At 29.3% G+C, this 23,196-nt stretch carries 21 protein-coding genes; 6 read left to right on the top strand and 15 right to left on the bottom strand.

Translation table 11 applies throughout. The features are described from left to right. Positions 1 to 9 precede the first annotated feature (9 nt). The 14 genes from ACAN_RS01980 to nadA form a co-directional block, all read right to left on the bottom strand. Positions 10 to 1,590 (bottom strand): LysM peptidoglycan-binding domain-containing protein, encoded by a 1,581-nt coding sequence (locus tag ACAN_RS01980; RefSeq protein WP_099333767.1) that lies wholly within the window; start codon positions 1,588 to 1,590, stop codon positions 10 to 12. Then, positions 1,580 to 4,453 carry a type VI secretion system Vgr family protein gene (locus ACAN_RS01975; protein ID WP_147525199.1) on the bottom strand — a complete coding sequence of 958 codons (2,874 nt, stop codon included), beginning with the start codon at positions 4,451 to 4,453 and terminating at the stop codon, positions 1,580 to 1,582. The genes ACAN_RS01980 and ACAN_RS01975 overlap by 11 nt, the downstream gene beginning before the upstream one ends. Before the next feature lie 82 nt (positions 4,454 to 4,535). Continuing rightward, on the bottom strand, positions 4,536 to 5,552 hold the full coding sequence (gene ribD, locus ACAN_RS01970; RefSeq protein ID WP_099335237.1) for a bifunctional diaminohydroxyphosphoribosylaminopyrimidine deaminase/5-amino-6-(5-phosphoribosylamino)uracil reductase RibD: 1,017 nt from the start codon (positions 5,550 to 5,552) through the stop codon (positions 4,536 to 4,538). Between the two features lie 78 nt (positions 5,553 to 5,630). Next, positions 5,631 to 6,059 carry a ribosome maturation factor RimP gene (rimP, locus tag ACAN_RS01965; RefSeq protein WP_099310715.1) on the bottom strand — a complete coding sequence of 143 codons (429 nt, stop codon included), beginning with the start codon at positions 6,057 to 6,059 and terminating at the stop codon, positions 5,631 to 5,633. A gap of 6 nt (positions 6,060 to 6,065) precedes the next feature. Then, positions 6,066 to 6,419 (bottom strand): 30S ribosome-binding factor RbfA, encoded by a 354-nt coding sequence (gene rbfA, locus ACAN_RS01960; RefSeq protein ID WP_099335238.1) that lies wholly within the window; start codon positions 6,417 to 6,419, stop codon positions 6,066 to 6,068. 2 nt (positions 6,420 to 6,421) lie between these two features. After that, positions 6,422 to 9,112 carry a translation initiation factor IF-2 gene (gene infB, locus ACAN_RS01955; protein WP_099335239.1) on the bottom strand — a complete coding sequence of 897 codons (2,691 nt, stop codon included), beginning with the start codon at positions 9,110 to 9,112 and terminating at the stop codon, positions 6,422 to 6,424. Next, positions 9,102 to 9,380 carry a DUF448 domain-containing protein gene (locus ACAN_RS01950; RefSeq protein ID WP_079580023.1) on the bottom strand — a complete coding sequence of 93 codons (279 nt, stop codon included), beginning with the start codon at positions 9,378 to 9,380 and terminating at the stop codon, positions 9,102 to 9,104. The genes infB and ACAN_RS01950 overlap by 11 nt, the downstream gene beginning before the upstream one ends. Positions 9,381 to 9,414: 34 nt before the next feature. Beyond that, a complete protein-coding gene (gene thrB, locus ACAN_RS01945; protein WP_099335240.1) occupies positions 9,415 to 10,296 on the bottom strand; it encodes a homoserine kinase in 882 nt (293 codons plus the stop codon). Between the two features lie 17 nt (positions 10,297 to 10,313). Then, the gene (locus ACAN_RS01940; protein ID WP_228269678.1) at positions 10,314 to 10,775 is read right to left on the bottom strand and encodes a hypothetical protein; all 462 of its coding nucleotides are present in this window, start codon (positions 10,773 to 10,775) and stop codon (positions 10,314 to 10,316) included. Positions 10,776 to 10,778: 3 nt separating this feature from the next. Further along, on the bottom strand, positions 10,779 to 11,678 hold the full coding sequence (gene lpxC / locus ACAN_RS01935) for a UDP-3-O-acyl-N-acetylglucosamine deacetylase (RefSeq protein WP_099310720.1): 900 nt from the start codon (positions 11,676 to 11,678) through the stop codon (positions 10,779 to 10,781). Further along, positions 11,675 to 13,051 (bottom strand): M23 family metallopeptidase, encoded by a 1,377-nt coding sequence (locus ACAN_RS01930; RefSeq protein ID WP_099335242.1) that lies wholly within the window; start codon positions 13,049 to 13,051, stop codon positions 11,675 to 11,677. The genes lpxC and ACAN_RS01930 overlap by 4 nt, the downstream gene beginning before the upstream one ends. Next, positions 13,038 to 14,021: a DHH family phosphoesterase gene (locus ACAN_RS01925; protein WP_099335243.1), complete on the bottom strand. Its 984-nt coding sequence runs from the start codon at positions 14,019 to 14,021 to the stop codon at positions 13,038 to 13,040. The genes ACAN_RS01930 and ACAN_RS01925 overlap by 14 nt, the downstream gene beginning before the upstream one ends. A 57-nt stretch (positions 14,022 to 14,078) precedes the next feature. Continuing rightward, on the bottom strand, positions 14,079 to 14,900 hold the full coding sequence (gene nadC / locus ACAN_RS01920) for a carboxylating nicotinate-nucleotide diphosphorylase (protein WP_099335244.1): 822 nt from the start codon (positions 14,898 to 14,900) through the stop codon (positions 14,079 to 14,081). Next, positions 14,897 to 15,889: a quinolinate synthase NadA gene (gene nadA, locus ACAN_RS01915; RefSeq protein WP_099335245.1), complete on the bottom strand. Its 993-nt coding sequence runs from the start codon at positions 15,887 to 15,889 to the stop codon at positions 14,897 to 14,899. The genes nadC and nadA overlap by 4 nt, the downstream gene beginning before the upstream one ends. A 125-nt stretch (positions 15,890 to 16,014) precedes the next feature. Here nadA and plsY point away from each other — a divergent pair, with 125 nt between their 5' ends. The 6 genes from plsY (at position 16,015) to ACAN_RS01885 (ending at position 21,783) form a co-directional block, all read left to right on the top strand. Beyond that, positions 16,015 to 16,638 (top strand): glycerol-3-phosphate 1-O-acyltransferase PlsY, encoded by a 624-nt coding sequence (gene plsY / locus ACAN_RS01910; RefSeq protein ID WP_099335246.1) that lies wholly within the window; start codon positions 16,015 to 16,017, stop codon positions 16,636 to 16,638. Then, a complete protein-coding gene (locus tag ACAN_RS01905; RefSeq protein WP_099335247.1) occupies positions 16,638 to 16,949 on the top strand; it encodes a dihydroneopterin aldolase in 312 nt (103 codons plus the stop codon). The genes plsY and ACAN_RS01905 overlap by 1 nt, the downstream gene beginning before the upstream one ends. Positions 16,950 to 17,123: 174 nt before the next feature. Further along, positions 17,124 to 18,365, top strand: a complete 1,242-nt coding sequence (locus tag ACAN_RS01900; RefSeq protein WP_099335248.1) for a major outer membrane protein — start codon at positions 17,124 to 17,126, stop codon at positions 18,363 to 18,365. Positions 18,366 to 18,745: 380 nt separating this feature from the next. Next, a complete protein-coding gene (locus tag ACAN_RS01895) occupies positions 18,746 to 19,387 on the top strand; it encodes a c-type cytochrome (RefSeq protein WP_099335249.1) in 642 nt (213 codons plus the stop codon). Further along, positions 19,387 to 20,493, top strand: coding sequence for a peptide chain release factor 2 (prfB, locus tag ACAN_RS01890; protein WP_099335250.1), 1,107 nt, complete (start codon positions 19,387 to 19,389; stop codon positions 20,491 to 20,493). The genes ACAN_RS01895 and prfB overlap by 1 nt, the downstream gene beginning before the upstream one ends. A gap of 111 nt (positions 20,494 to 20,604) precedes the next feature. Continuing rightward, complete coding sequence (locus ACAN_RS01885) at positions 20,605 to 21,783, top strand: porin (protein WP_099335251.1); 1,179 nt, start codon at positions 20,605 to 20,607, stop codon at positions 21,781 to 21,783. A gap of 61 nt (positions 21,784 to 21,844) precedes the next feature. Here ACAN_RS01885 and ACAN_RS01880 read toward each other — a convergent pair whose 3' ends face one another. Continuing rightward, positions 21,845 to 23,029 carry an aromatic amino acid transport family protein gene (locus ACAN_RS01880; protein ID WP_099335252.1) on the bottom strand — a complete coding sequence of 395 codons (1,185 nt, stop codon included), beginning with the start codon at positions 23,027 to 23,029 and terminating at the stop codon, positions 21,845 to 21,847. Positions 23,030 to 23,196 lie beyond the last annotated feature (167 nt).

Here is a 23,196-nt window from a genome sequence, read left to right as displayed (position 1 = left end):
CTTTTATTTCTAGTGTAATGAATAATCATTTATTATAGTACTTCCTTTGCTATCTTGAATAAGCTTAATTCCTTCTTCTCCCACTTTTGAAAATATCCAACCTACAGCTCCTCCAATTAGAATAGAGGCTCCAAAAATAGCTAAAATAGGTACTTCAGCTGGAAGTGCTAATATCCCTAAATATATTAACCCAGATGTTAAACTTCCCCCAGTAAATCCTGTAAGAGTACTTCCTATTTGTTGTTCTGTATGTTGTCCAAATCCATCTATATAACTTGATGTTTTTATTCCTCTTTTTTTTAATTCTATAACATCTTTCTCTTGTGCAGAATTTATTTGATAAGCACCTATTACTAAACTTATACCAAAAGTACCTTTACTAAGTCCATTAGCCCATTTAGACATACTATAAGTTTTTACATATGGATTTCCACTCCATCCACTTTCATAATGCTTTATATGTATGCCTTTTGAATTTGTTAATGCAAAGCTTCCTTTTTTATGCTCCATACCTTCTGCTAATCCACTTAAACCATTATTTATATTACCAAATGCACTTGCTATTTTATCTTGTGGAGTACTTGCTACATTTTGTCCTTCTATATCTTGAAAGATTATATCATTACCTTGCTTTTTTGCTGTAAGTTTTGCTTCTATTTTACCTGTTGAGGCATTTGTAATATATGCACTTTTTATATATGTTTGATAATGAGCTAATCCAATTGTATTCATATCATCAACTTCTAGTGAAGATTGATAATTACCTTTTTTTATTTCACCTTTTAAAATAAGTTTCTCTTCTTTTATATCTTGACCTAATTTTGGCATAAATTTATTTATAAGACTTTTATAATTATCTATATTTTTAGGACGTAAAGTTATTGGAGTTATTGATTGACCATTTTCATCAAATGTTACATCAAATTCATTTATCTCTTGTTCTTCTTTTAAAAAGTTAAAGTTTGAATTATTTGCTAGAATTTTTATTTTAGCTTTTGAACCTTTGGTTCCATGTGCTATAACATTTACTTTAGTTCCTAAAGGAATAAATGTATTATTAAGTTTAATACTATTTACCTCTTCTTGATTTATATTATGAATAAGAATAGTCTGTTCTGGATATATAATATTTGCATTTGCAAGTTTATTTACTGATACTAGTTCTTCTACGGTTGTATTATATTTTTGGGCAATTAAAGAAAGATTCTCACCTTCTTTTACTTCATGAACAGTTGGCTTAGAAGGTTGATTATAAGAAAAATAAAGAGCTGTTATTTTCTCCTCAATTACTTCTATCCAAACTTCTTTTTCATACTCTCTTGTTATTTCTGCATCATTATCTGCATCAATCCATCCTGAAACATATTTAACTTTTGAGGAGTCTATATTTAATTCATTTGCTAAGCTTAAGATTGTAAATCTTTTCTCTACTTTTTTGTTTTCTTGTACTTTTTCTTTATACTCTTTTTGTTTTAATACTTTTTTATCCTCATTATAAAGTTTTAGGATTACTTTTACTTCTTGTCCTATTTGTACATTTACTGTTTTTGCTGTTAGTTTTATCTTATCATCTAGTTTTTTAGTTATCATCTTTAAATCCTAAACTACTTATATATTTTCCTTTTTCATCATAAGTTAATCTACTATTTGCACCATCTTGAATTTTTCCATCAATGTATGCTAAGAAATTAATCTCATGAACTTTTTCTTCTTTTAGATTATGAATTATTGTCTCTTTTCCATTATAAATATCTTTTGGTGTATCTTCTATTTGCCATCTAATTTGTGCTAGTTCTTCTTGCCTTGGACTTTCTACATTTAATACAGCTATACACTCACCCTCTTCTTGTGATACATGAGAGCTAACTATATCTTCAACTTCTAAATATCTTACAAGTTGTGTTTGTGCATATCCCTCTTCTTCACTATTACTTACAAAACAGTGTGCATGTCCTACTTTATAAATATTTTCTTCTTCTAAAGTAACACTCATTTTTAGTCCAGTAATAGTAATATTATCATTTGTTGGATTATCTGTTAAAATATCAGTATCAGCTTCATCATTGTTTTTAATAAAATACCATTGAAGTTGAGCTAGTTGTGTTTCATTTAAATCAGTACTTTTACTCCAAACACCATTATAAAACTTCTCAACAATAGCTTCATACTCTAAAACTTGTGTTATATCATCTTGTTTTTTAATTGTAGGAATTAATTCTACTACTCTTACTTTTTCATATAGTGGTTTTGGTATCTCTGTTTTTACTATATCTTCAACACTAACTCCACCATTAGCACTATTATCCACAAAGTTTGAAGTATTAAAGTGAATACCACTTGAATCTACTGTTAGGATATTACTTCCACATTTAAAGCTTATACCATCACTTCCATCAAGTAAGCAGTTATCTGAAGCTTGTACTTTTAAATCACTTGTATTTAGATGAAAGCCATCTTCTATATCAACTCTTAACTCTTTTCCTATTTTTACAAATAGATTTTGCAAGTATTTATCTGTTACATCTTTTTGGATATATTTATGCAAGATATTTTTGATTCTAAGTTCTACATCTCTTTCTAGGTATGTCTTTTCATCTTGTTTTATTAGAGTTTCTAAGTTTTGTTTATAGTGTTTTTCACAATCTTGTTTAACAGTTGTAATAGACTCTTTCTCAACAGTTAAAATCTTGTTTGCTTTAATACTTTTTCTTTCTTCTTCTCCTACTGTTATGATTGAGTCTTTTTGGATTGTCTCTTCTTTATCATTTTCTACTAATAGTTTTGAGTTATTCTCTACATGTTTATATTCATCATTTAACACATGTGTTTTTAGATTCTTTTGTGCTCTAAATGAGAGTAACTCTTCACCTTGTTTATCTTCAAAGAGTATCTCATTATATCCTTGCTTATGTTCATATTGTGGCATTGAGTTTGTTTTAATATAACTCTTTGTTTTATCTTTTGGAAGGTTATAGGGTACTTTATTCTCTCCATTATACAAGCTTCCTATTATTATTGGTTTATCTATATCCCCATTTACAAAGCTTACAATTACTTCACTATTTACTCTTGGCAGAAATTGTGCTCCATAGTTATCTCCTGCAAAGAAGTTTGAGTATCTTAAGTAGCAAGATATTGTTTTATTCTGTTCAAAGTGAAACAATACTTTTATTCTTCCTTGTTCATCCACATCTATTGTATTTGCATCTTCTTTTGTATTACTATTACTACTTGCTACTATTGCTGTTTGTACTGAGTTTATTTTTGGTTTTATTACTGTATATGGTGGAACATACTCTATATCTTTTGGTATTGAAGTAAATTCTACTTCATATTCAAGTTCATGTTTTTTATTTTCATTTATATTTTGTATATATTCATCCAATGCATTTGGAAAAATTCCATTATATTTTACTTCTATTACTATTACATCAAATACTTTTTTTGCAGCCTCATCTTCTAATTTTATACACAAAGAGTCATTTATTACTACTTCTTGGCTTGTTGCGTATATTATATTTGATTTTACATATTCTCTTTTTGCTTCTATTTTATTATATTTATCCAAATCCTTATAAAGACTCTCATCAAGTACATTTAGTTTATCTCTTAGATTATTTCTTTTTATATCTGTTCTTAATTGACTTGTTGATTGATTATCTTTTATACTTGAAGTTATTGCTGCACCTGTTTGCACTTTATATTCTAAGCTTGGTCTATTTTTATCATAATAATCTTCTATTATATTAGATGCTGTAAATTTTTTACTATGATTAAATTGGCTTACTGCGCTATAGCTATTTATTATTGCATGTTCATTTAAGTTACACAAAACTATATTATATGGATTATTTGAAGAGTATTCTACTATAAAGCTATATCCCTCTTCTTCACAAAGCATTGTAAGAAATTCCAAATCACTTTGATTATATTGAGTTATATACTCTCTTGTTACTTCATTTTTTATATCTATTTTTACATCTACATTTATATTTAGCAGTTGATTATATCTATTTATTATTTCACTAAAGAGTGTACTTACTTTTCTTTCATGATATATTTCATATCTATTATTTAATCCTAAGTAATACAAAGGCGATACTATTTTTATTTTATACAGATGTTTTTTTGCTACTACACTATCTTCACTTGCTTCATAGACTTTTCCAAATATTGTTTTTTTATCTAATGGATTTACTTCATCTTGGATTATTAGTTCTACATCTGTATCTACTATATCTTCTATTTGTATAAACTCTTCACTTACAAATATTACTTCAAATTCATAAGGTTTATTTACTTTACTATATCCATTTAGTTTATATACACTCAAGCTTTCATTTAGTATATCTGGCAGGTCACTTCTATAGTTTAGTAGTTTGATTCTTGATTTTATGCTTTGTGTTATTTCTTTTCGTAGTGTTTTTGAGATATTTTCTATTATTTTTGACATTAAAGTGCCTTTTTTAAAGTAATAGAAAATATTATCTAATAATAAGTTAAAAAATTATTTAACAGAGTGTAATTTATATAATTTATTTAACTTTTCTTCGTAAATATATGATTTTTTCTTTTCCAATAAAATTTTCATGAATAATTTCAAAATCTATATCAATCATATTTTGTGCATTTAGTCCATTTCTTATTTTTGGAGTTACTAACAGTATTAAAAAATCAATTTTCTCTTTTAATTTTTCAAGCAATGTATATCCACCTTCAATCATAACAAACTTATAATCTAACAACTTAAATAAATCATCACTAATTGTTACTTTTCTATTTGGTATTTTAAATAAAGGAATTTGTGTATCAAAAATAGTTTTTTGTGAGTATATTAGTACCTCAGGTGCTGTTCCTACTACATACCTAGCATCAAGTGTTGGTCTATCAGTTCTTACTGTATTTCCACCTATGACAAGTAAATCAATTCTATCTCTTAATGTATGAACATAAGCTAAAGTTTGATTTGAAGAGATTTTTCCACCATCAATAGTACCATTTAATGTTTGAGCCATTTTATAAAAAATAAATGTTCCACTATTCCATTTTAAAAAAGGATATAAAAGATCATATGCTTCTTTTTTCATACATCCCACTTCACACTCTATTGAAGCTTCTTCAAGAGTTTTTTGCCCATCTTTTGCTTGATTATTCATATCTTTATGTGCGATAACAACTCTTTTTGGTTTTAATTGTTTTAATAAATTCGCACAAGATGGTGTTTTGCCAACATGATTACAAGGTTCTAAAGTAACATATATTGTACAATCATTAAAAAAATCATTATGATGTTTTATCAAATACTCATGTATTTCAAAACTATTACTTAATGTTTTTAACACATCATTTGGATGATATTTTAAAAATGCTTGTTTTAGTGCATTTACTTCTGCATGAGCTTTTCCAGCTTCTTTATGTGCTTCAATACTTAAAATTTCACTATCGCCTTTTACAACAACACATCCAACTGATGGGTTTGGATATGTCAAAAACTGATATTTCCAAGCTTCATTTATTGCTAATTTCATAAAAAATTTATCATCTATTTTCATTTTAAATTCCAAAAAGTTTTTGTTAAGTATATATTAAAAGTAGTAAATTAGTAGTTAAAGTAATAGAGATTTACTCTATTACCATTCAAAATATGTAGCTGCTGATAAAATAGAGTCATATGAAATTTCTTCATTTCCAAACTCTGTTTTAATTACAATTTTTTCATCATCAGCACTTAAAAGTTCACCTTTGTAAACTTCTGTTGCTATATCTTTTACTTTAATTTTCTCACCAACTGAGCCTTTAAAGTGTTGAGTCTTTTTAAGTCTTCTTTCTATTCCTGGTGAGCTAACTTCTAAATTATAGTTTGAATTCATAGGTTCTTCAACATCAAGTATAGGAGATATAAGTCTTGAAACTTCAGCACACTTATCAAGTGTTACTTTATCTTTTGATGTTATATATATTCTATAAATATTATTATCATTCTCTTTAGCTGTCACGATATCATAAAGTTCAACACCACAACTTTCAACAGTCATCTTTATAGATTCTTCTAAACTCATTTAAGATTAATCCTCTTTTTTTGATTTTATTTTTTCAAATAAAGCTTCCATTTTCATACTATGTTCTAAAGTATCATCAGCTTTAAATTTAAAATTAGGGCATTTATACCATCCTGTTGAGTTTAAGCAATAAGATTTTATATGTCCATTTGCTTTATTCAACAATGAGTTAATAACCCTATGCTCTTCTTTTGAATAATCAGTTCCATCATAATAAACTGTCGCATCATATTTACCATTTTTACAATCAACACCTGTAACTGCAAGTGAATTGATTCTACTATCTTTTAAAGTAGCCAATGCTTCAGGAACTAATTCCATTAGCAATGACTCTGTTCTTTGTAGGTTAACGCTTTTCATGATTATTTGTCGTCTATGTGTACTTTTTCTTCAATTTGTATAAATGTTTCAATGAAATCACCAACTTTAATATCATTAAATTTATCAAACATAATACCACACTCATAACCATTTGAAACTTCTTTAACATCATCTTTAAATCTTTTTAGACTTGAGATTTTACCTGTATAAGTTACAACACCATCTCTAATGATTCTTGCATGACCACCTCTAATTACTTTACCATCAGTTACTAAACAACCTGCAACTGTTCCAACTTTTGGTACAACGAAAGTATCTCTAACTTCTGCTTGTCCAGTATTTTCTTCTCTAATTACTGCACTCATCATACCAGATAATGCATCTTTTACATCATCAATTAAATCATAAATAATTGAATAAGTATTGATTGTTATTCCATCAGCTTTTGCTTTACTTTTAACACTACCTGTAGGTCTTACATTAAATCCTAAGATAATACAACCCTCACTAGCACTTGCTAAAATCAAATCAGATTCAGTGATTCCACCAACACCTGCATGAATAACTTTTACTTTAACTTCTTCATTTTGAATTTGTTCTAAACTACCTTTAATAGCTTCTAGTGAACCACCAACATCAGTTTTAATAATAACTGGAAGTTGTTTGATTTTTCCCTCAGCTATTAGTCCACTCATCTCTTCAAGTGAAACTTTAGTTGATTTAGATAACTCTTTTGCTCTTGCATGTTCAGCTCTTGTAGTAGCAATGTCTCTTGCTTCTTTATCACTATCTTGAGCTACCATAAATGTACCAGTATCAGGCACATCATTAAGTCCTAAAATTCTACCTGTTTCAGAAAGTCCAAGCTCTTTTACTTGTTTTCCTAAATCATTTGTAATTGCTTTTACTCTACCATATGTAGTATCACAAACAATATTATCACCAACTTTTAGTGTACCATTTTGTACAATTACAGTTGCAACAGGCCCTCTTCCTTTTTCTAAAGAAGATTCAACTACAGTTGCTTTTGCTTTTGCTTTTGGATCAGCTGCAAGTTCTAAAATCTCTGATTGTAAAAGAATATTTTCTAATAAATCATCAATTCCATTACCTGTTTTAGCTGAAACTGGGATAAACTCTATATCACCACCCCAATCAACAGGAGTCATTTCTCTTTCTGCCATTTGTGCTTTTACCATATCAATATTAGCACCCTCTTTATCCATTTTATTAACTGCAACAATAATTGGACAATTTGCAGCTTTTGCATGAGAGATTACTTCTTCTGTTTGTTGTTTTACACCATCATCAGCTGCAACAACAATAATAATAACATCAGTAACACTAGCACCTCTTGCTCTCATTGATGAGAAAGCTGCGTGACCTGGAGTATCAACAAAAGTAATTTTTTGATCATTTTGTTTAATTGTATAAGCTGTAATATGTTGAGTAATACCACCTGCTTCACCTGAAGCTGTTTTTGAGCTTCTAATTTTATCTAATAAAGAAGTTTTACCATGGTCAACGTGACCCATAATAGTAACTACAGGAGGTCTTGTAACAAAGTTAGTTTCATCAATTTCTTCTTCTAAATAATCATCAACATAGTTTGCATCTTCTAAAGCATCTTTTACAGTTACTTCAATTCCAAACTCTTCTCCAAGTATTTCTAGCTCATCTTGTTTTAAGAAGTCATTTTTAGTAACCATCATACCAAGACCAAATAGTACAGTTATAACTTCAGCTGGTGATTTTCCACAAGCTTCTGCAAACTCATATACTCTAATATCTTCTGGTATTGTAACTTCTGTTACATCTGCTACTTCTTCTGTTCTTTTAATTCTTTTCTTTCTTTTCTTTCTTTTTAAACCTTGTGGTCTATTTCCAAAAGCAGCTGGTTTTGAACTTCTTGTTTGTTTTGAATTTTTATTAGCATTTGGCTTTTTTTGATCTTCAAAAAGTTTTGAGCTATCAGAAACTGACATATCAAGTAAAACAACTTCATCACCAAGCAATGAATCATCACTATCTCTAAAGTCACTTGAAGCATCTAGTTCAAGTTTTTTACCATGAGTATGTGCTTTTGGAGGAACTTTTTTCTTCTCTTTTTTTACTTTTGGTTTATTAGCAGTTGTATTTGTTGTATTTGAAGAGTTATCATCTTCGTTATTTCCACCTAAAATTTCACTTAAAGATTTCATTTTCTTTTTTGCAGTTGTTTCATCTTCGCTTGAAGTGTCCAATGGTTTTGAAGCTACAGGTTTCTTCTTCTTAACAATTTTTAGACCTCTTCTTTTAGGTATGATTCTATTTGTTTTTTCATCACGTTGAGTATTAACAGGCTGTTTTTTTTCTTCTGCAGATGTTTTTTCTTCTTCTTTTTTCTCTTCTATTTTTTCTTCTTTTTTAGGCTCTTGCTTATTTTCTTCTAATTTTGTAGTCTCTTTTTTAGTACTCTCAGAAGCATTTTCTTTAGGCTCTTGTTTTGTAGTTGTTTCTTCTTTTGTCTCTTTTTTTGCGACCATTTTCTTTGGTTTTGCAGCTGGTTTTGCTTTTACTTTAGAACTTTTTCCAGTCATAATATAATTTGCAATCTCTTCTGCTTGTTCAAATGATACTGCACTTTGAGGTGATTTTAATTCTATTCCTAAATCTTTTGCTTTACTAATAACTTCATTACTACTAGCTCCTGCCTCATCTGCAATTTCATATACTCTTACTTTATCTGACATCTGTTAATATCTCCTTAAGTTGTACTAAGTACTCATCTTTATTTTTGCACTGTTTACATAGTGCATTTTCTATTTTTCTATTTTTTTTGCTATTAAGTTCTTGTTTTAAAAACTCATCAATACATGAGTTACATATGTAAAAACTTCTACCAAATCCGTTATATTTTATAAGATTTTTAGATTCACACTTTAATCTTAATAGCTCTTTTTTTTCTAATCTTGCCCTACAAACTATACACATTCGTAAAGGTCTTTTTAAATCAGCCAATTATTATATCCAACTTTTTCTTAATTTTGAAATTTTACTTATCAACTCTTACGCCATAATTGTCAAAATCAGTTACAAAAACTCTAAAATGTGGAAATTTAGCTTTTAACTCTTTTTCTATTTTTCTACAGTCATCTGCGTGTGAAATTGAGAAAAAAGTTGAACCTGAACCTGATAATGTGCTCATTAGTGAGCCAGCTTTTAATGATGCTTTTTGTACTTCAAAAAGCTCTGGCATCTGTTTCATTCTATATTTTTGATGAAACTTATCTTGTGAAGCCATTCTTAACATTTCCCAATTTTCTGTCATAAATGCTGCTGTTAATAATGAAGCATGAGATAAATTAAAAACTGCATCATCTTTTGAGTATTTGTATGGCAAAGTTTTTCTTGACATATGTGTTGATATTGGTCTATTTGGTATTACAACTATAGCTTTTAAATACTTTGGCATATCTTTTTTAATATATTTAACTTCATTATCTTGAACAGTTGCAACATTAAATCCACCCATTACAGCAGGAGTAATATTATCAGGATGATTTTCATAAGCTAGTGCTAAATTTAAAAGCTTTGGCTTTGGTAATTCAATTCCCTCAATAGCATAAGCAGAAGCAATAGCACTTACAATAACAGCAGATGAACTTCCAAGTCCTCTTGACATTGGTACTTCATTGAAAAATTCAAATCTAAAATTTCTTCTTTTTGTTGATAAATTATGATAAAAATCATTAAAAATAGAGATAAACATATTATTATCTTTTAATGCAGGGTTATTTGAACCCTCTCCTTTTAGTGACACACTATGAAACTTAGATGGTTTTATAAGCACTTGGTTTTTCATTCTTAAAGCAATTCCTAAAGTATCAAACCCAGGTCCCATATTTGCACTTGTAGCTGGCACGCTTACTCTCAACTTCTCTTCCTTTGTTTTTATACAGCTGGTAAATTGTATATTGGTAATGTATTTTTACTAAATAGTTCTTTATTTAAACTATTTGGTAATTTAAAGTCGTGTATTTTAGTATCATTATCTAAAAAATCTACTTTAATGGTATCATTTTCTTTTATAAAGTACTTTTTACCCAAAGCTTTTATTGGTGAATTGTTGTTAAAATTAAATCCATTACTAGCATACAAAGGTATATCTTTAGCAATACTTAAAGTTTTTAAAAATATATAAGCAACTTTTATAGCCATATAAGAACCAGGAGAATTAACAAAATATAATCCTGATATATTTTCATATTTTTTTAATACTTCACTAATAATCACAGGTAAAACATCTGAAGTTTTACCCTCAATTTTTATCTCTTCAAGTAAATTATTCTCTTTATAAATACCTATTAATAAAGGATTTGAAATACTTATTATAAAAATATCTATCAACAACACTCCTTAAGCTCTTGCGTATGCAATCTCAAATACTTTTGACTCTTCATCTGCTTCTTCTAAATCAATAATCTCATAATTTTCTTCACTTTCAAGAAGTTTTTTTGTAAGTAAATGATTTAAATAGTGACTTCCAGCATGTGCATCATACTCACCAACTAAAGTATATCCAAGTAGTGCCATATCACCTACTGCATCAAGTATTTTATGTCTTACAAACTCATCATCATATCTTAAGCCCTCAGGATTTAAAACTTTAGTATTATCTAAAACTATAGCATTTTCCATACTTCCACCAAGAGCTAAGCCAATACTTCTTAAGTATTGAACTTCATGTAAAAAACCAAAAGTTCTAGCTTTACTAATGCTTTCTTTATACTCATCAATTGAGTAATCAAAATGAAACTTTTGTTCGCCAATAGCTGGATGATCAAAATCAATAGAAAAATCATAAATTATATGACTTGAGGGTTTTAAAGCAACTCTTTTACCCTCACTAGTTGTAACTTGAACATCTTTTTTTACTTTTATTACTTTTTTTGAAGCGTTTAACTCTTTTATTCCTGCTTCATCAATTAGCATACAATATCCAGATGAACTACCATCAAGCACAGGAACCTCATCATTGTCTAAAACAACTCTAATATTATCAATACCATAAGCATAAAGTGCAGATAAAAGATGTTCAATAGTAGAAACAATAATTCCATCTTTTCCTATTACAGTTGCCATTTTTGTATCAACTACATTTTCAATAGATAAAGGAATAGAAACTCCCTCATCACTTCTATAAAAGATTATTCCCATATTTTCATCTAAAGGTTCTAATCTCATTTTTACAGGAACTCCTTTATGAAGCCCTACTCCTAGTATCTCTACACTTTTTGCTATTGTTCTTTGTCTCATTTGCTATTGATTACCTTTTTAGCTTCGTTTAGTACATCTGTAATTCTTGTTCTTATCCAGTTTCTATCCATCCATTCAAGTGGATTTACTTCTATTCCTTGAACTAAAACACCAAAGTGAAGATGATCACCAAATACTGCTCCTGTACTTCCAGTATTTGCAATAATACTATTTGCACTTACTCTTTGTCCAACAGTAACATTTGATTTACTTGTATGAGCATAAAGAGTTTGAAGTCCTAATTTATGGTCAATAATAATAGTATTTCCATATATTCCTAAGTAGTCATTAAATATAACTTTTCCATCATTTGTCGTTTTAATTGGAGCATGTTTAACACTAGCCCAATCCATACCCAAATGCCAAGCTTCATCTATTTTTTCACCATTATAAAAGTAGTGTCTTCTATCTGCAAATCCTGCAACTGTTTTTGAACCACTTAATCTTTTAAAAGGTTTAATTGAAAAATCACTTAATAACTCTTTATCCATAAATTTTTTTGTAATCTCTTCAACAACATCTGAATTTAATTTTCTTAGTACTTTATTCTCTTTTACAAAAATCTCTTTGATATCATTTGGCACATCAAGTCCACTTTTTTCAAGTACATTAGCACTAATATTTTTTACAAAATTATCTGATATTTTAATATTATCATGTTTTACTCTTAATTTTCTTATATACAATGGCACTTTAGTAAGTGATTTATTTTGTGCTTTATCAATAGCTACTAAATTAACCCTTTGGAAATCTTCTATAGTAACAGGCCAAGCAATAAGTGCGATATAAAAGTTCTCTTTATAAAAAGGAATTAATTCAAATCTTTTCTCATCATTAAAAGATATATACGCATCTTTTAAATTTTCATCTTTAACCTCAACTACAACAACAGCACTTCCACCTTTTCTTATGGCAAAAGAGTTTGATATTACATTTGCAACTGGTGATTTTTTATCTATTTTTATTTTAAACTCTTTTTCAATTTTATTGCCCTCAAAAAAGTTCCATTTACTTTTATCAATTGCTTCAATTATAATAGATACATTTTCACCTTTAAAAAACATATCTAGTTTTGGAGCTTTAATCTCTAAATCAATACTATTTTTTGCTTCTTTTAATACTTCTTTTTCTAAAACTGTTTCATTACTATCATCTTTATATATTACTTTGTAATATTTAATTCCGCTTTCATCACTTATATTTACTTTTAATGAGTCTTTTAAATTCCAAAACTCTCTTTTTTCATCAAATTTTATTAGGGGTTTGTCTTGTTCAAACTGTGGTGATAAATATATAAATCCCCCAACACCAATTACAATTAATAAAACTGCTACAACTATTATATTTATTGAATTATTTTTACTCTGTCTCAAGAATTTCCTTTAAAACCATATTTTTTGCTTTTGTTAAATCTGTTCCATCCAAAGAACATCCAGCAGCATTAGCATGTCCGCCACCACCAAACTTAGAAATAACTTTTGATATATCTATATTACCTTTTGATCTTGCTGATACACGAATTTCATTATTTACTACTCTTAAAAAAACTGCAATTTGCACAATTGCTATACTCATTATCATATCAAGAGCATCTTCACAATCTCTTATATGTGCCCCTGTTTGTTTAAGCCACAAAGGCTCAGCTTTTATAAAAGCAACTCTACCCTCATCAAAAAGTTCCAAACTATTTAAAACTTTAGGTATTACTCTATATTTTGCTAAAGAGTCTCTTCTTATTAGTTTATTTGCAATAAAAGATGGATTTGCTCCACATTTTACTAAAAAATTTGCTTTTTCAAAAGTGATTTCATCACATCTACCTATACTAAACCTAAGACTATCATCATAAATACCTGTATAAAGTGCAGTTGCAGAGTGCTTTGTAATATATAAGCCATTAAATTTAAAAAAGTCATATATTATCTCTGCTGTTGAACTTTTAGTTGAATCAACTATATTAATCACCCCAAAATCATCATTTGATTGGTGATGGTCAATATTTATCAAAGGTATATCTTTAGGTACTTCAAAACCTAATCTTTTTTTCAATCCACAATCAACACTAATTACCAAATCATAAAATTTTGGCAACTGATCAGTAATTTTTTCAAACCTATTTATAAAGTTTAGATTTTGTGGCAAATCACTACTTACATTAAACACTTTATGTTTTATTTTATTTTCATAAAATAAATTTGAAAGAGCAAGAGCTGAAGAGATTGTATCTGCATCTGGATTTACATGTGTTACTATAAGTATATATCTACTTTTTTCTATTAAATCCAAAGCCTCTTTATAATTTGAAAAATCCAATTTATTATCTAATATAAAATCTTTTTTCATCTACTTTTTTTGCTCCTTAAATATTTTAGCAAGCAATTACTAACAAAAAGTTAATCACTAATCAAACTTCATGGAAAAATCAAGCCAAGTTGCTTGATGAATAATACTTCCACTACTTACTGCATCTACACCTGTTTTAGCATAGCTTTCAATAGTATCAAGATTGATATTTCCACTAGCTTCTAGTAAAACATGAGTAAAATTTTCATCTCTATATTTCACAACATCTTCTATTTGAGTGGGTTTCATATTATCACACATAATAATATCAGCACCAGCTTCCATAGCATGTTTTACTTGCTCAAATGTTTCACACTCTATTTCTATTTTAGTAACCCAAGATATTCTTTTTCTTGCTTTTTTTATAAACTCACTTAAATTATCGATTGTTTTTAAGTGTGTATCTTTTAACATCAAACAATCATCAAGCCCTAATCTGTGATTTATAGCTCCACCAACTCTACTTGCATACTTTTCAAAATCTCTTAATTGTGGTCTTGTTTTTCTAGTATCAAGTAAAGCAACATCATAGCCCTCAATAGCTTGTGCATATTTACTAGCTTGAGTAGCAATTCCACTTGCATGTTGCAATAAGTTTAAAAAAGTTCTTTCACTTGATAAAAGAATAGAAGCTTTTCCCTCAAGCTTTGCAATCACATCACCTTTTTTTAATCTATCTCCATCAAGTTTTAAAAACTTGCAATCAAACTTTTCAGTTCTTGCTAAGATGCGAGCATATTTAACACCTGCTAAAACTCCATCATCTTTACAAATTACTTGTGCTTTAAATCTTCCTTTTGGAGCCACATCAAAAAACAAATCCCCTCTACCATTATCTTCAATGATAGCATTTTTTACAAACTTTTTTATATTAATCATATTTCAAACATCCTTTGAAGTGCTATTTTTGCCCATTTTGCATCTTCTTGGCTTACTAATATTTCAGACTCATATGGTTCATCTTGTTCAACTTCCATAGTTTTTAAAGTATTATATAAATCTTCTAAAGTAGTTTCATTCATCGTAGGGCATTCAGGTTTTGTTGAACTTAAGATATAAGTATTTTTATCTCTTAATCTATTCACCATATTAAACTCAGTTCCAACTGCTACTTTTTGCTCAATTGGTAACTCTTTTATGTACTTAATTAGCTGTGAAGTAGAACCAACAAAATCAGCAACATCACAAACACTTGGATCACACTCAGGGTGAACAGCAATCAAGATATCATCATATTTCTCTTTATAAAACTCTACATCTTCTACTGTAAACTGCTGATGAACAGAACAAAAACCATTGTAGCAAATAATATCAGCTTCATTTAAATCGCTTCCATCACCAACAATTGCAGATTTTAAATTCATCTGCTTTGCAAAGTTTTGTCCCAAGCATCTATCTGGCACAAAAAGTATCTTTTTACCAGATTCTAAACCCTTTTGTATAATCTTATAAGCATTTGAAGAAGTACAAACAAGTCCACCCATTTGACCAACTCTAGCTTTTACAGCGGCACTTGAATTTATGTATGTAATTGGTAAAATATCTTCACTTTTAATACCAGCTTCATTTAATTTTGCAATATTATCATCAAAATAATCAACATCAATCATTCTAGCCATTGCACAACAGGCAATTTTTGGCATCAAAACTCTTTTGTTTGGACTTAAAATCTTTACACCCTCACCCATAAATCCAACTCCACAAAACAGAATAAATTTTGTAGTAGCTTCCATGGATTTTTTTGCTAGTTCTAAAGAATCTCCTGTAATATCTGCTAATTCAAAAACTTCATCTCTTTGATAAAAGTGTGCAACAACAGTAACATCTAAACTCTTTTTTAATTTTAATATCTCTTCTTTAATATTCAAAGTTTAACCTTTATGGTTTATTAATTGTTTAATTTTTCAATTATAAATAGATAATGTGAATATAACAAAATTTTTGTTATAATCCATTTAATCAAAAAACAAGAAATTATTTATAAAGGTAATATATGGATTTTTTTACAAATTCAAACATCATATTCTATTTACTTGCTTATTTAGTTGGTTCTATTCCCTTTGGTCTTATTTTAGCAAAAACCTTTGCAAATGTAGATATCAAATCACAAGGTAGTAACTCAATAGGTGCTACAAATGTTTTAAGAGTTGTAAAACAAACAAATCCATCTTTAGCAAAAAAGCTTGGAATTGCAACTGTTATTTTAGATGCTATAAAAGGTTTAGTAATTATAGCTTTAGCTATGTTTTTAAATGCTCCTACTGAAACATTATGGGCAATTGCAGTTTTAGCTGTACTTGGTCACTGCTATTCAGTTTATTTAGGATTAGAAGGTGGTAAAGGAGTTGCTACTGGACTTGGTGTTTTTTTAATACTTATTCCAATACCAACACTAATAGGTGCTATTGTTTGGATAATATGCGCAAAAGTTATAAAAGTATCTTCACTTTCATCACTTTTTGGATTAACAGCAGTTGTAATTGGTGCTATTTTATTTAACAATGGTTTAGAAGTAGGAAGCAATGCACCTGTTTATATTATAGCTTTTATAATCTATTATAAACATATACCAAATATTATAAGATTGATAAAAAAAGAAGAGCAAAAAGTAATCTAATGACTATAAAAATTGAAGATTTGACTTTTGATTGTATTATTGGTATTTTACCCTTTGAAAGAAAAAAAGAACAAAGGGTAATTATAAATTGCAAAATAAAATACAAATATAAAAAAAATCATTTTATAAACTATGCACATATAGCACAAGATATAGAAAATATTATGAAAAAGAAGAGATTTAAACTAATAGAAGAGGCTTTAAAGCACCTAAAAAGACACATTTGTGACAAATACAGCGTGACAAAAGTGAAACTAACTATTTGCAAGCCCCACATAATGCCCAATTGCAAAGTTATGGTTTCAAAGTAAAAAATAGCTTAAATTTGTGTCCAAATCTACTTAAAAAACTTGTTTTAAGAAAACTTTAAAATTTACTTATGTACAATTTGCATAACGGTGTATCGGGAAAGGTTTCTAATCTTTTAGAATAGTTCGCGCGCTCCGGTAAACTGATTATTAAATTTCGAAATTTTAGGAGAACAAATGAAAAAATTCGCAAAAATGAGTTTAGTAGCTGCTGTAGCGGTTGCTGGTCTTACTACTACTTCTTCAGCTAAAGCATTAGAAGAAGCAATCAAAAACGTAGACGTATCTGGTACAGTTGTATATAGATATGATGACCAAAATTATGACCATACTGGTGATGTAGATAACAATAAATATAAAATTGGTTTAACTTTAAAATCAAAAGTAAATGATGATGTAACTGCTGTTACTAGATTTATCGTAGGTTCGCAAGATGATGCTGGTTTTGTTTCATTAGATCATGCAGATTCAACAAAAGGTGATGCGCAAGCAGACGTATCTTTATCAAATGTTTACTTCTCATACACAGGTATTGCTAATACTACAATTAACTTTGGTAAACAAGGTTTAACAACTCCATGGACTGTAGCTATTGACGCAGATTCTAATGAGCAAACTGGTACTGGTATCTTAGCTCTTACAAATGTAGGACCTGTTACTTTAGCTGGTGCTTATTTCAACCAAACTAACTTAAATACTTCAAGTGATGTTAAAATCGATGGAAGTAAAGCTCTTGGTGTAACTACAAAGTTAGTTGACGGTAATAATCATGTACTAGATGGAGATAAAAATATAATTACTGTTGGTGCAATGGGTAATATTGGTCCAGTTGCATTAGATGCTTGGTATTTAGATATGCAAGACTCTTTTGATTCTTATACTTTAGGTGCAGCTGCTAAGTTTGACTTAGATTCAGTTAAATTATCTATGGGTATTAGACATACTGAATTAGATATTGATGATAAACTTGCTGGAAAAGAATTAGCAAAAGAAGACAACTCATTAACAAAAGTTGATTTAGGTGCAAAAATGGGAATTTTTGGTGCTAATGTAACTTATGGTTGGACTGATTCTGAAGGTGGTTTAGCTGCTGTAGATAACGATTCTAAAGCTGCTTTACAAGGTTGGAATTTAAAACTTAATGGTGTTGCTGATGCTACATTCTTAAAAACATCAATTGATGCACAAGTTTTACCATCATTAAACTTAGCTCTTAACTACAATGTTTTAGATAAAGATAAAATCAATGGTGTAAGAGGTGAAGATTTAACAGACAAAGAGTATTTCTTACAAGCATCATATAAAATGTCTAAAAACTTCGGTGGATACATTAGATTTGGTGAAGTTGAACTTGAAAATGACGGTGCTAAAGATAACGACGGTACTGTTGGAAGATTACAAGTACAATACTCTTTCTAATAAGAAAGTTTAAACTACTAAACTCAAAAAAGCCTAGGTGTTCGCATCTAGGCTTTTTGCATTAAATCAAAAACAAATTCATTCATACCCAACACCAAGGAAGCGCGAATTCATTCGTGCCAAACTCTTCGGAAGCTCGAATTCATTCGTGCCAAAAAATCCACTCCCTATAAAAAAACAAAAACTTCAAAATGCGAATAAATTCGCATCTCCAAAATCGGAAGCGCGAATTCATTCGTGCCAAACTCTTCGGAAGCGCGAATTCATTCGTGCCCAAAAATCAAAACTTTTCCCTAGGAATAATTTCACATCTTCATTATTAAAATTATTATTTATCTTAACTTTGCTATAATATTGACAATTTAAAAAAAGGGATATAAATGAAATTTCTACCAAGCATAGCACTTGCTTCTATATTAACAGCTACAATTGCAACAGCTCAAACAACTATGTGTTTTAAAGAAAACCATAAAGATATGACTACTATTGAAAAAGTTAGTTTAAATGGAGGAGAATGCAAGGGTATCAAATCTGCACAAGATATGAAAAATGAAGGTTGGAATACAGATGATATAAAAATCACTTCATCAAAAGATGGAAACAACTACATATATATCTTCAAAAAAGAAGCAAAAGGTTTAAGCAGTGTTGACCAAGCAGCACTTGAAACAAAAATACTTCAAAGATTAGAGCAAAGAAAAAAAGAAGAGATTGCACTTAAAAAAGAGCAAATTTATGTAAGAAAAAGCAAATCAGGTGAGGCTTTATATAAAAACAAATGTGTTTCATGTCATGGAGAAAAAGGTGAACTTAAAGCTAGAAATGTTTCAAGACCTATTAAAGATTTGAATTTACAAGATTTTAGTATATCAATAAGAGATTATAACTTAGGTACATATGATAGAGGAATGGCTTTTGTTATGAAACCATATGCATTATTGATGAATGATAAAGATATAAAAAATGTATATATTTACTTAAAAAGTATAAATCAAAAAAAAGAAGAAGAAAAAGCTAAGTAATGGATGCTTATGAATATAGTGAGCTTTTAAAGCTTCTAAATAAAAAAATAGAAAATATAAAAAGTATTTTACAACCAGATGAACTAAAGCAAAGATTAGAGCAAATACAAAAGCAAGAAGAGAATCCAGAGTTTTGGAATGACGTAAAACTTGCTACAAAAGTAGGTATAGAAAAAAATAGAATTTTAGGAAAACTATCAAAGTTTGATAAAGCAAACAGCGCACTTGAAGATACAAATGATATTTATACTTTAGCTTTAGAAGATAAAGATGAAGAGACTTTAAATATGCTTTATGAAGAAGCAAGAGAGATTGAACAAATAGTAAGAAAAACAGAAATAGAAGTTATGTTAAGTGATGAAAATGACTCTTTAAATGCTATTGTTTCAATACACCCAGGAGCTGGTGGAACAGAATCACAAGATTGGGCAAGCATGCTTTATAGGATGTATTTAAGATGGGCTGAAAGATATGATTATAAAGTTGAAGTTTTAGATTATCAAGATGGCGAAGAGGCTGGATTAAAAGATGTATCTTTTATCATAAAAGGTATAAATGCCTATGGATATTTAAAAACAGAAAATGGAATCCATAGACTTGTAAGAATTTCACCTTTTGATTCAAATGCCAAAAGACACACCTCTTTTGCATCTGTTATGGTAAGTCCTGAGATTGATGATGATATTGATATTGAAATAGAAGATAAAGATATTAGAATTGATACATACAGAGCAAGTGGAGCTGGTGGACAGCATGTAAATAAAACAGAAAGTGCCATAAGAATTACACATATTCCTACAAATATCGTAGTTCAATGCCAAAATGATAGAAGCCAACACAAAAACAAAGCAAGTGCAATGAAGATGCTAAAATCTAGACTTTATGAGTTTGAACTTGAACATCAAAAAGCCCAAGCAAATGAGGGTGAAAAAAGTGAGATTGGTTGGGGACATCAAATACGCTCATATGTACTACAACCATACCAACAAGTAAAAGACACAAGAAGTAACATAGGTTACTCAAATGTATCTGCCATCTTAGATGGAGATATCACAAAAATAATAGAAGATGTGCTAATAGCAACTTCAACAAATAACTCTAAATAGTAATATTTAAAGTTATTTGTAACTTTCTTAGAAATACCCCACTATTTTAATGAAACTTAAATCTAATTTTTATATAATATAGCTTATTTCAAAAACACAAAAGGAAACAAAATGAAAAGATTAGTAAAATTAAGTCTTGCAACATCAGTTGCACTAGCTTCTTTTTCATGTGCAAATGCGCAAGATTTAGAGCAAGCAATTAAAAATGTAGATGTATCAGGTACAGTTGCATACAGATACAATGACTATGAAGAAAATACAGGCGGGCAAAGTGATAGCTCAACATCTAATAACTATAAAATTGCTGTAAATGTAAAATCACAAGTAAATGATGATGTTACTGCAAATACTAGATTTATTATCGGAGAAGCTGGTAACAAACCTTATTCATTATCTACTCATACTGAGGGTGATAAACAAATGGATGTTACTTTATCAGAAGTAAACTTCACTTATACAGGTATTGCAAATACTTCAATCACACTTGGTAAACAAGGTTTAGCAACTCCATATACTGTTCATAGAGACTCAATGGACAATGAGCAAACTGGTACTGGTATCCTAGCAGTTACAAATGTAGGTCCTGTTACATTAGCTGGTGCATACTTCAACCAAACTAACCTTCAAGATAGTAATGAAGCAAAAGATAATAAAGGCAATAATTTAACTATAAATGGAGACAAAAATATAGTATTTATTGGAGCAATGGCTAATTTTGCTGGTGTAAATGTTGATGCTTCATATGTTGATTTACAAGACACTTTTGATGCATATACTATTGGTTTAGATGCAAAATATAATGTGGGTGATGTAAAATTAGCTCCATATGCTAGATACTCTTCACTTGATTTAGATAACTCATCAGATGACAATAAACTATGGAAACTTGGTATGAGAGCAAACATGGGAATCTTTGGAGCTCACTTAGGATATGGTGAAACTGATGAAGAAGGTGGTACTGTTGGATTAGATGCAAGTTCTGCAACTGGTTATGATGAACACTGGAATATTGCATTATCAGGAATTGCTGATGCTTCAATCGTATTTGCATCAGTTGATGCACAAGTTATGCCAAAACTAAATGTAGCTTTAAAATATACTAACTTAGATACAGATTCTAAATCTGCTGCACAAGATCAAGAAGAGATTTATACTCAAGTTACATATAACATGAGTAAAAACTTATCAACTTATGTAAGATTTGGTCAATATGAAGCAGATAAAGAAGATGCAAATGATAAAGATATTGATTCTACAAGAGGAAGATTACAAGTACAATACTCTTTCTAACTTGAAAGTTTAAATGTAACTTCTTAAAAAGGAAAGCTTAAAAGCTTTCCTTTTTTTATGCTTATAATAGTTTGAATATTTGTAAGATTTGAACACAAATAATTGATATACCAAAAAGAAAAACCAAAACTAAACCAAGGTTTCCTCCAGCTACTTGATAACCCTCATTTGTAGATTGTCTTTGTTTATATACCATAGCAGCTGGTAAAAATAGTGCTAAAATAACCAATGCAAAAGCAGCAAAACCTAAAGCTTTGATAAATCCTTGTGGATAAAATAGTGCAAAGCCTAGTGGTGGAAGAAATGTCACAATTGAAGCAAAAACTCTTGAAGCTCTTTTTTCTTTGCTTGATAATACATCTTGAATAAAATCAAAAAGTCCTAAACTAACCCCTAAAAATGAAGTAGCTAAAGCTAGGTTTGCAAAAGCAGAAACAAGTGCAGATATACTTGAGTTATTTACAACTAAACTAAGAGCTTTTATAAAAGAACTTAAAGACTCATTTTCAAGTAATACAGATGAAGAAACAGTCCCATGAGAAACCAACTGCCATAAAATATATACAACTAAAGGTAAAGCAGAACCTGTAATCATAATAAATCTTAAAGCTTTTATATCTTTTCCAATATACTTTACAATTGAGGGAATTGAGCCATGAAAACCAAAAGAAGTAAATACCACAGGTAAACTGGCAAAAATCAAAGCATTGCTTGTTGGCATATGTACTAGCTTTTCAACAGAAGTAAAAGGAAATAAAAAAGCCAACATAAAAGCTAAAACCACAAACTTTATGATAAAGAAAAATCTATTTAATAAATCTACACTTCTAGTACTAATAGTAACAACACTAGCAATAATCAATGTAAATATTATAGCTCCACTTTGAATTGGAAAATCATCTGAAATTACTTTTAGTTTCTCATAAACTTGCTCTCCACCACCAGCAATATAAGCAGCACACAAAGCATAAAATAAAAACATCATAGAAAAACTTGCAACAGCTTGACCTTTTCTACCTAAAAGTTTATAGGCTAAAGTATGTAAAGTAGCATCTTTTGAAGCAAACTGATGAACCTCAATCATCAAAAGAGCAGTATAAGCCATAAAAGCCCAAATGACTACCATAACAGCAGTTGAAACCATAAAACCCAAACCAGCACTAGCAATAGGCAAAGCCAACATCCCAGCACCAATAGTAGTACCAGCTATAATTAGCATACTACCAAATAACTTATTTTTATTCAATTTAAATATCCTTTTTTATAATCACAAAGCCAAAATCACAAGAAACCAGAATCTATTCGTGCCCTCGAAGCAATCCTTGATGCGAATGAATTCGCATTTCCAAACTGGAAGCTCGAATTTATTCGTGCCCAAAAGCAATTTCGATGCGAATGAATTCGCATTTCCAA

The sequence above is a fragment of the Malaciobacter canalis genome (genome assembly GCF_008000835.1).
GTDB lineage: Bacteria > Campylobacterota > Campylobacteria > Campylobacterales > Arcobacteraceae > Malaciobacter > Malaciobacter canalis.
Note: the sequence above shows the minus strand (reverse complement) of the source record. Positions and strands in the feature narration are given on the sequence as shown.

Bases quoted from the DNA above. Each gene is read 5' to 3' on its own strand.
- ACAN_RS01980 (WP_099333767.1), bottom strand. From the start codon at position 1,590: ATGATAACTAAAAAACTAGATGATAAGATAAAACTAACAGCAAAAACA.
- ACAN_RS01975 (WP_147525199.1), bottom strand. From the start codon at position 4,453: ATGTCAAAAATAATAGAAAATATCTCAAAAACACTACGAAAAGAAATA.
- ribD (WP_099335237.1), bottom strand. From the start codon at position 5,552: ATGAAAATAGATGATAAATTTTTTATGAAATTAGCAATAAATGAAGCT.
- rimP (WP_099310715.1), bottom strand. From the start codon at position 6,059: ATGAGTTTAGAAGAATCTATAAAGATGACTGTTGAAAGTTGTGGTGTT.
- rbfA (WP_099335238.1), bottom strand. From the start codon at position 6,419: ATGAAAAGCGTTAACCTACAAAGAACAGAGTCATTGCTAATGGAATTA.
- infB (WP_099335239.1), bottom strand. From the start codon at position 9,112: ATGTCAGATAAAGTAAGAGTATATGAAATTGCAGATGAGGCAGGAGCT.
- lpxC (WP_099310720.1), bottom strand. From the start codon at position 11,678: ATGAGACAAAGAACAATAGCAAAAAGTGTAGAGATACTAGGAGTAGGG.
- ACAN_RS01925 (WP_099335243.1), bottom strand. From the start codon at position 14,021: ATGAAAAAAGATTTTATATTAGATAATAAATTGGATTTTTCAAATTAT.
- nadC (WP_099335244.1), bottom strand. From the start codon at position 14,900: ATGATTAATATAAAAAAGTTTGTAAAAAATGCTATCATTGAAGATAAT.
- plsY (WP_099335246.1), top strand. From the start codon at position 16,015: ATGGATTTTTTTACAAATTCAAACATCATATTCTATTTACTTGCTTAT.
- ACAN_RS01905 (WP_099335247.1), top strand. From the start codon at position 16,638: ATGACTATAAAAATTGAAGATTTGACTTTTGATTGTATTATTGGTATT.
- ACAN_RS01900 (WP_099335248.1), top strand. From the start codon at position 17,124: ATGAAAAAATTCGCAAAAATGAGTTTAGTAGCTGCTGTAGCGGTTGCT.
- ACAN_RS01895 (WP_099335249.1), top strand. From the start codon at position 18,746: ATGAAATTTCTACCAAGCATAGCACTTGCTTCTATATTAACAGCTACA.
- prfB (WP_099335250.1), top strand. From the start codon at position 19,387: ATGGATGCTTATGAATATAGTGAGCTTTTAAAGCTTCTAAATAAAAAA.
- ACAN_RS01885 (WP_099335251.1), top strand. From the start codon at position 20,605: ATGAAAAGATTAGTAAAATTAAGTCTTGCAACATCAGTTGCACTAGCT.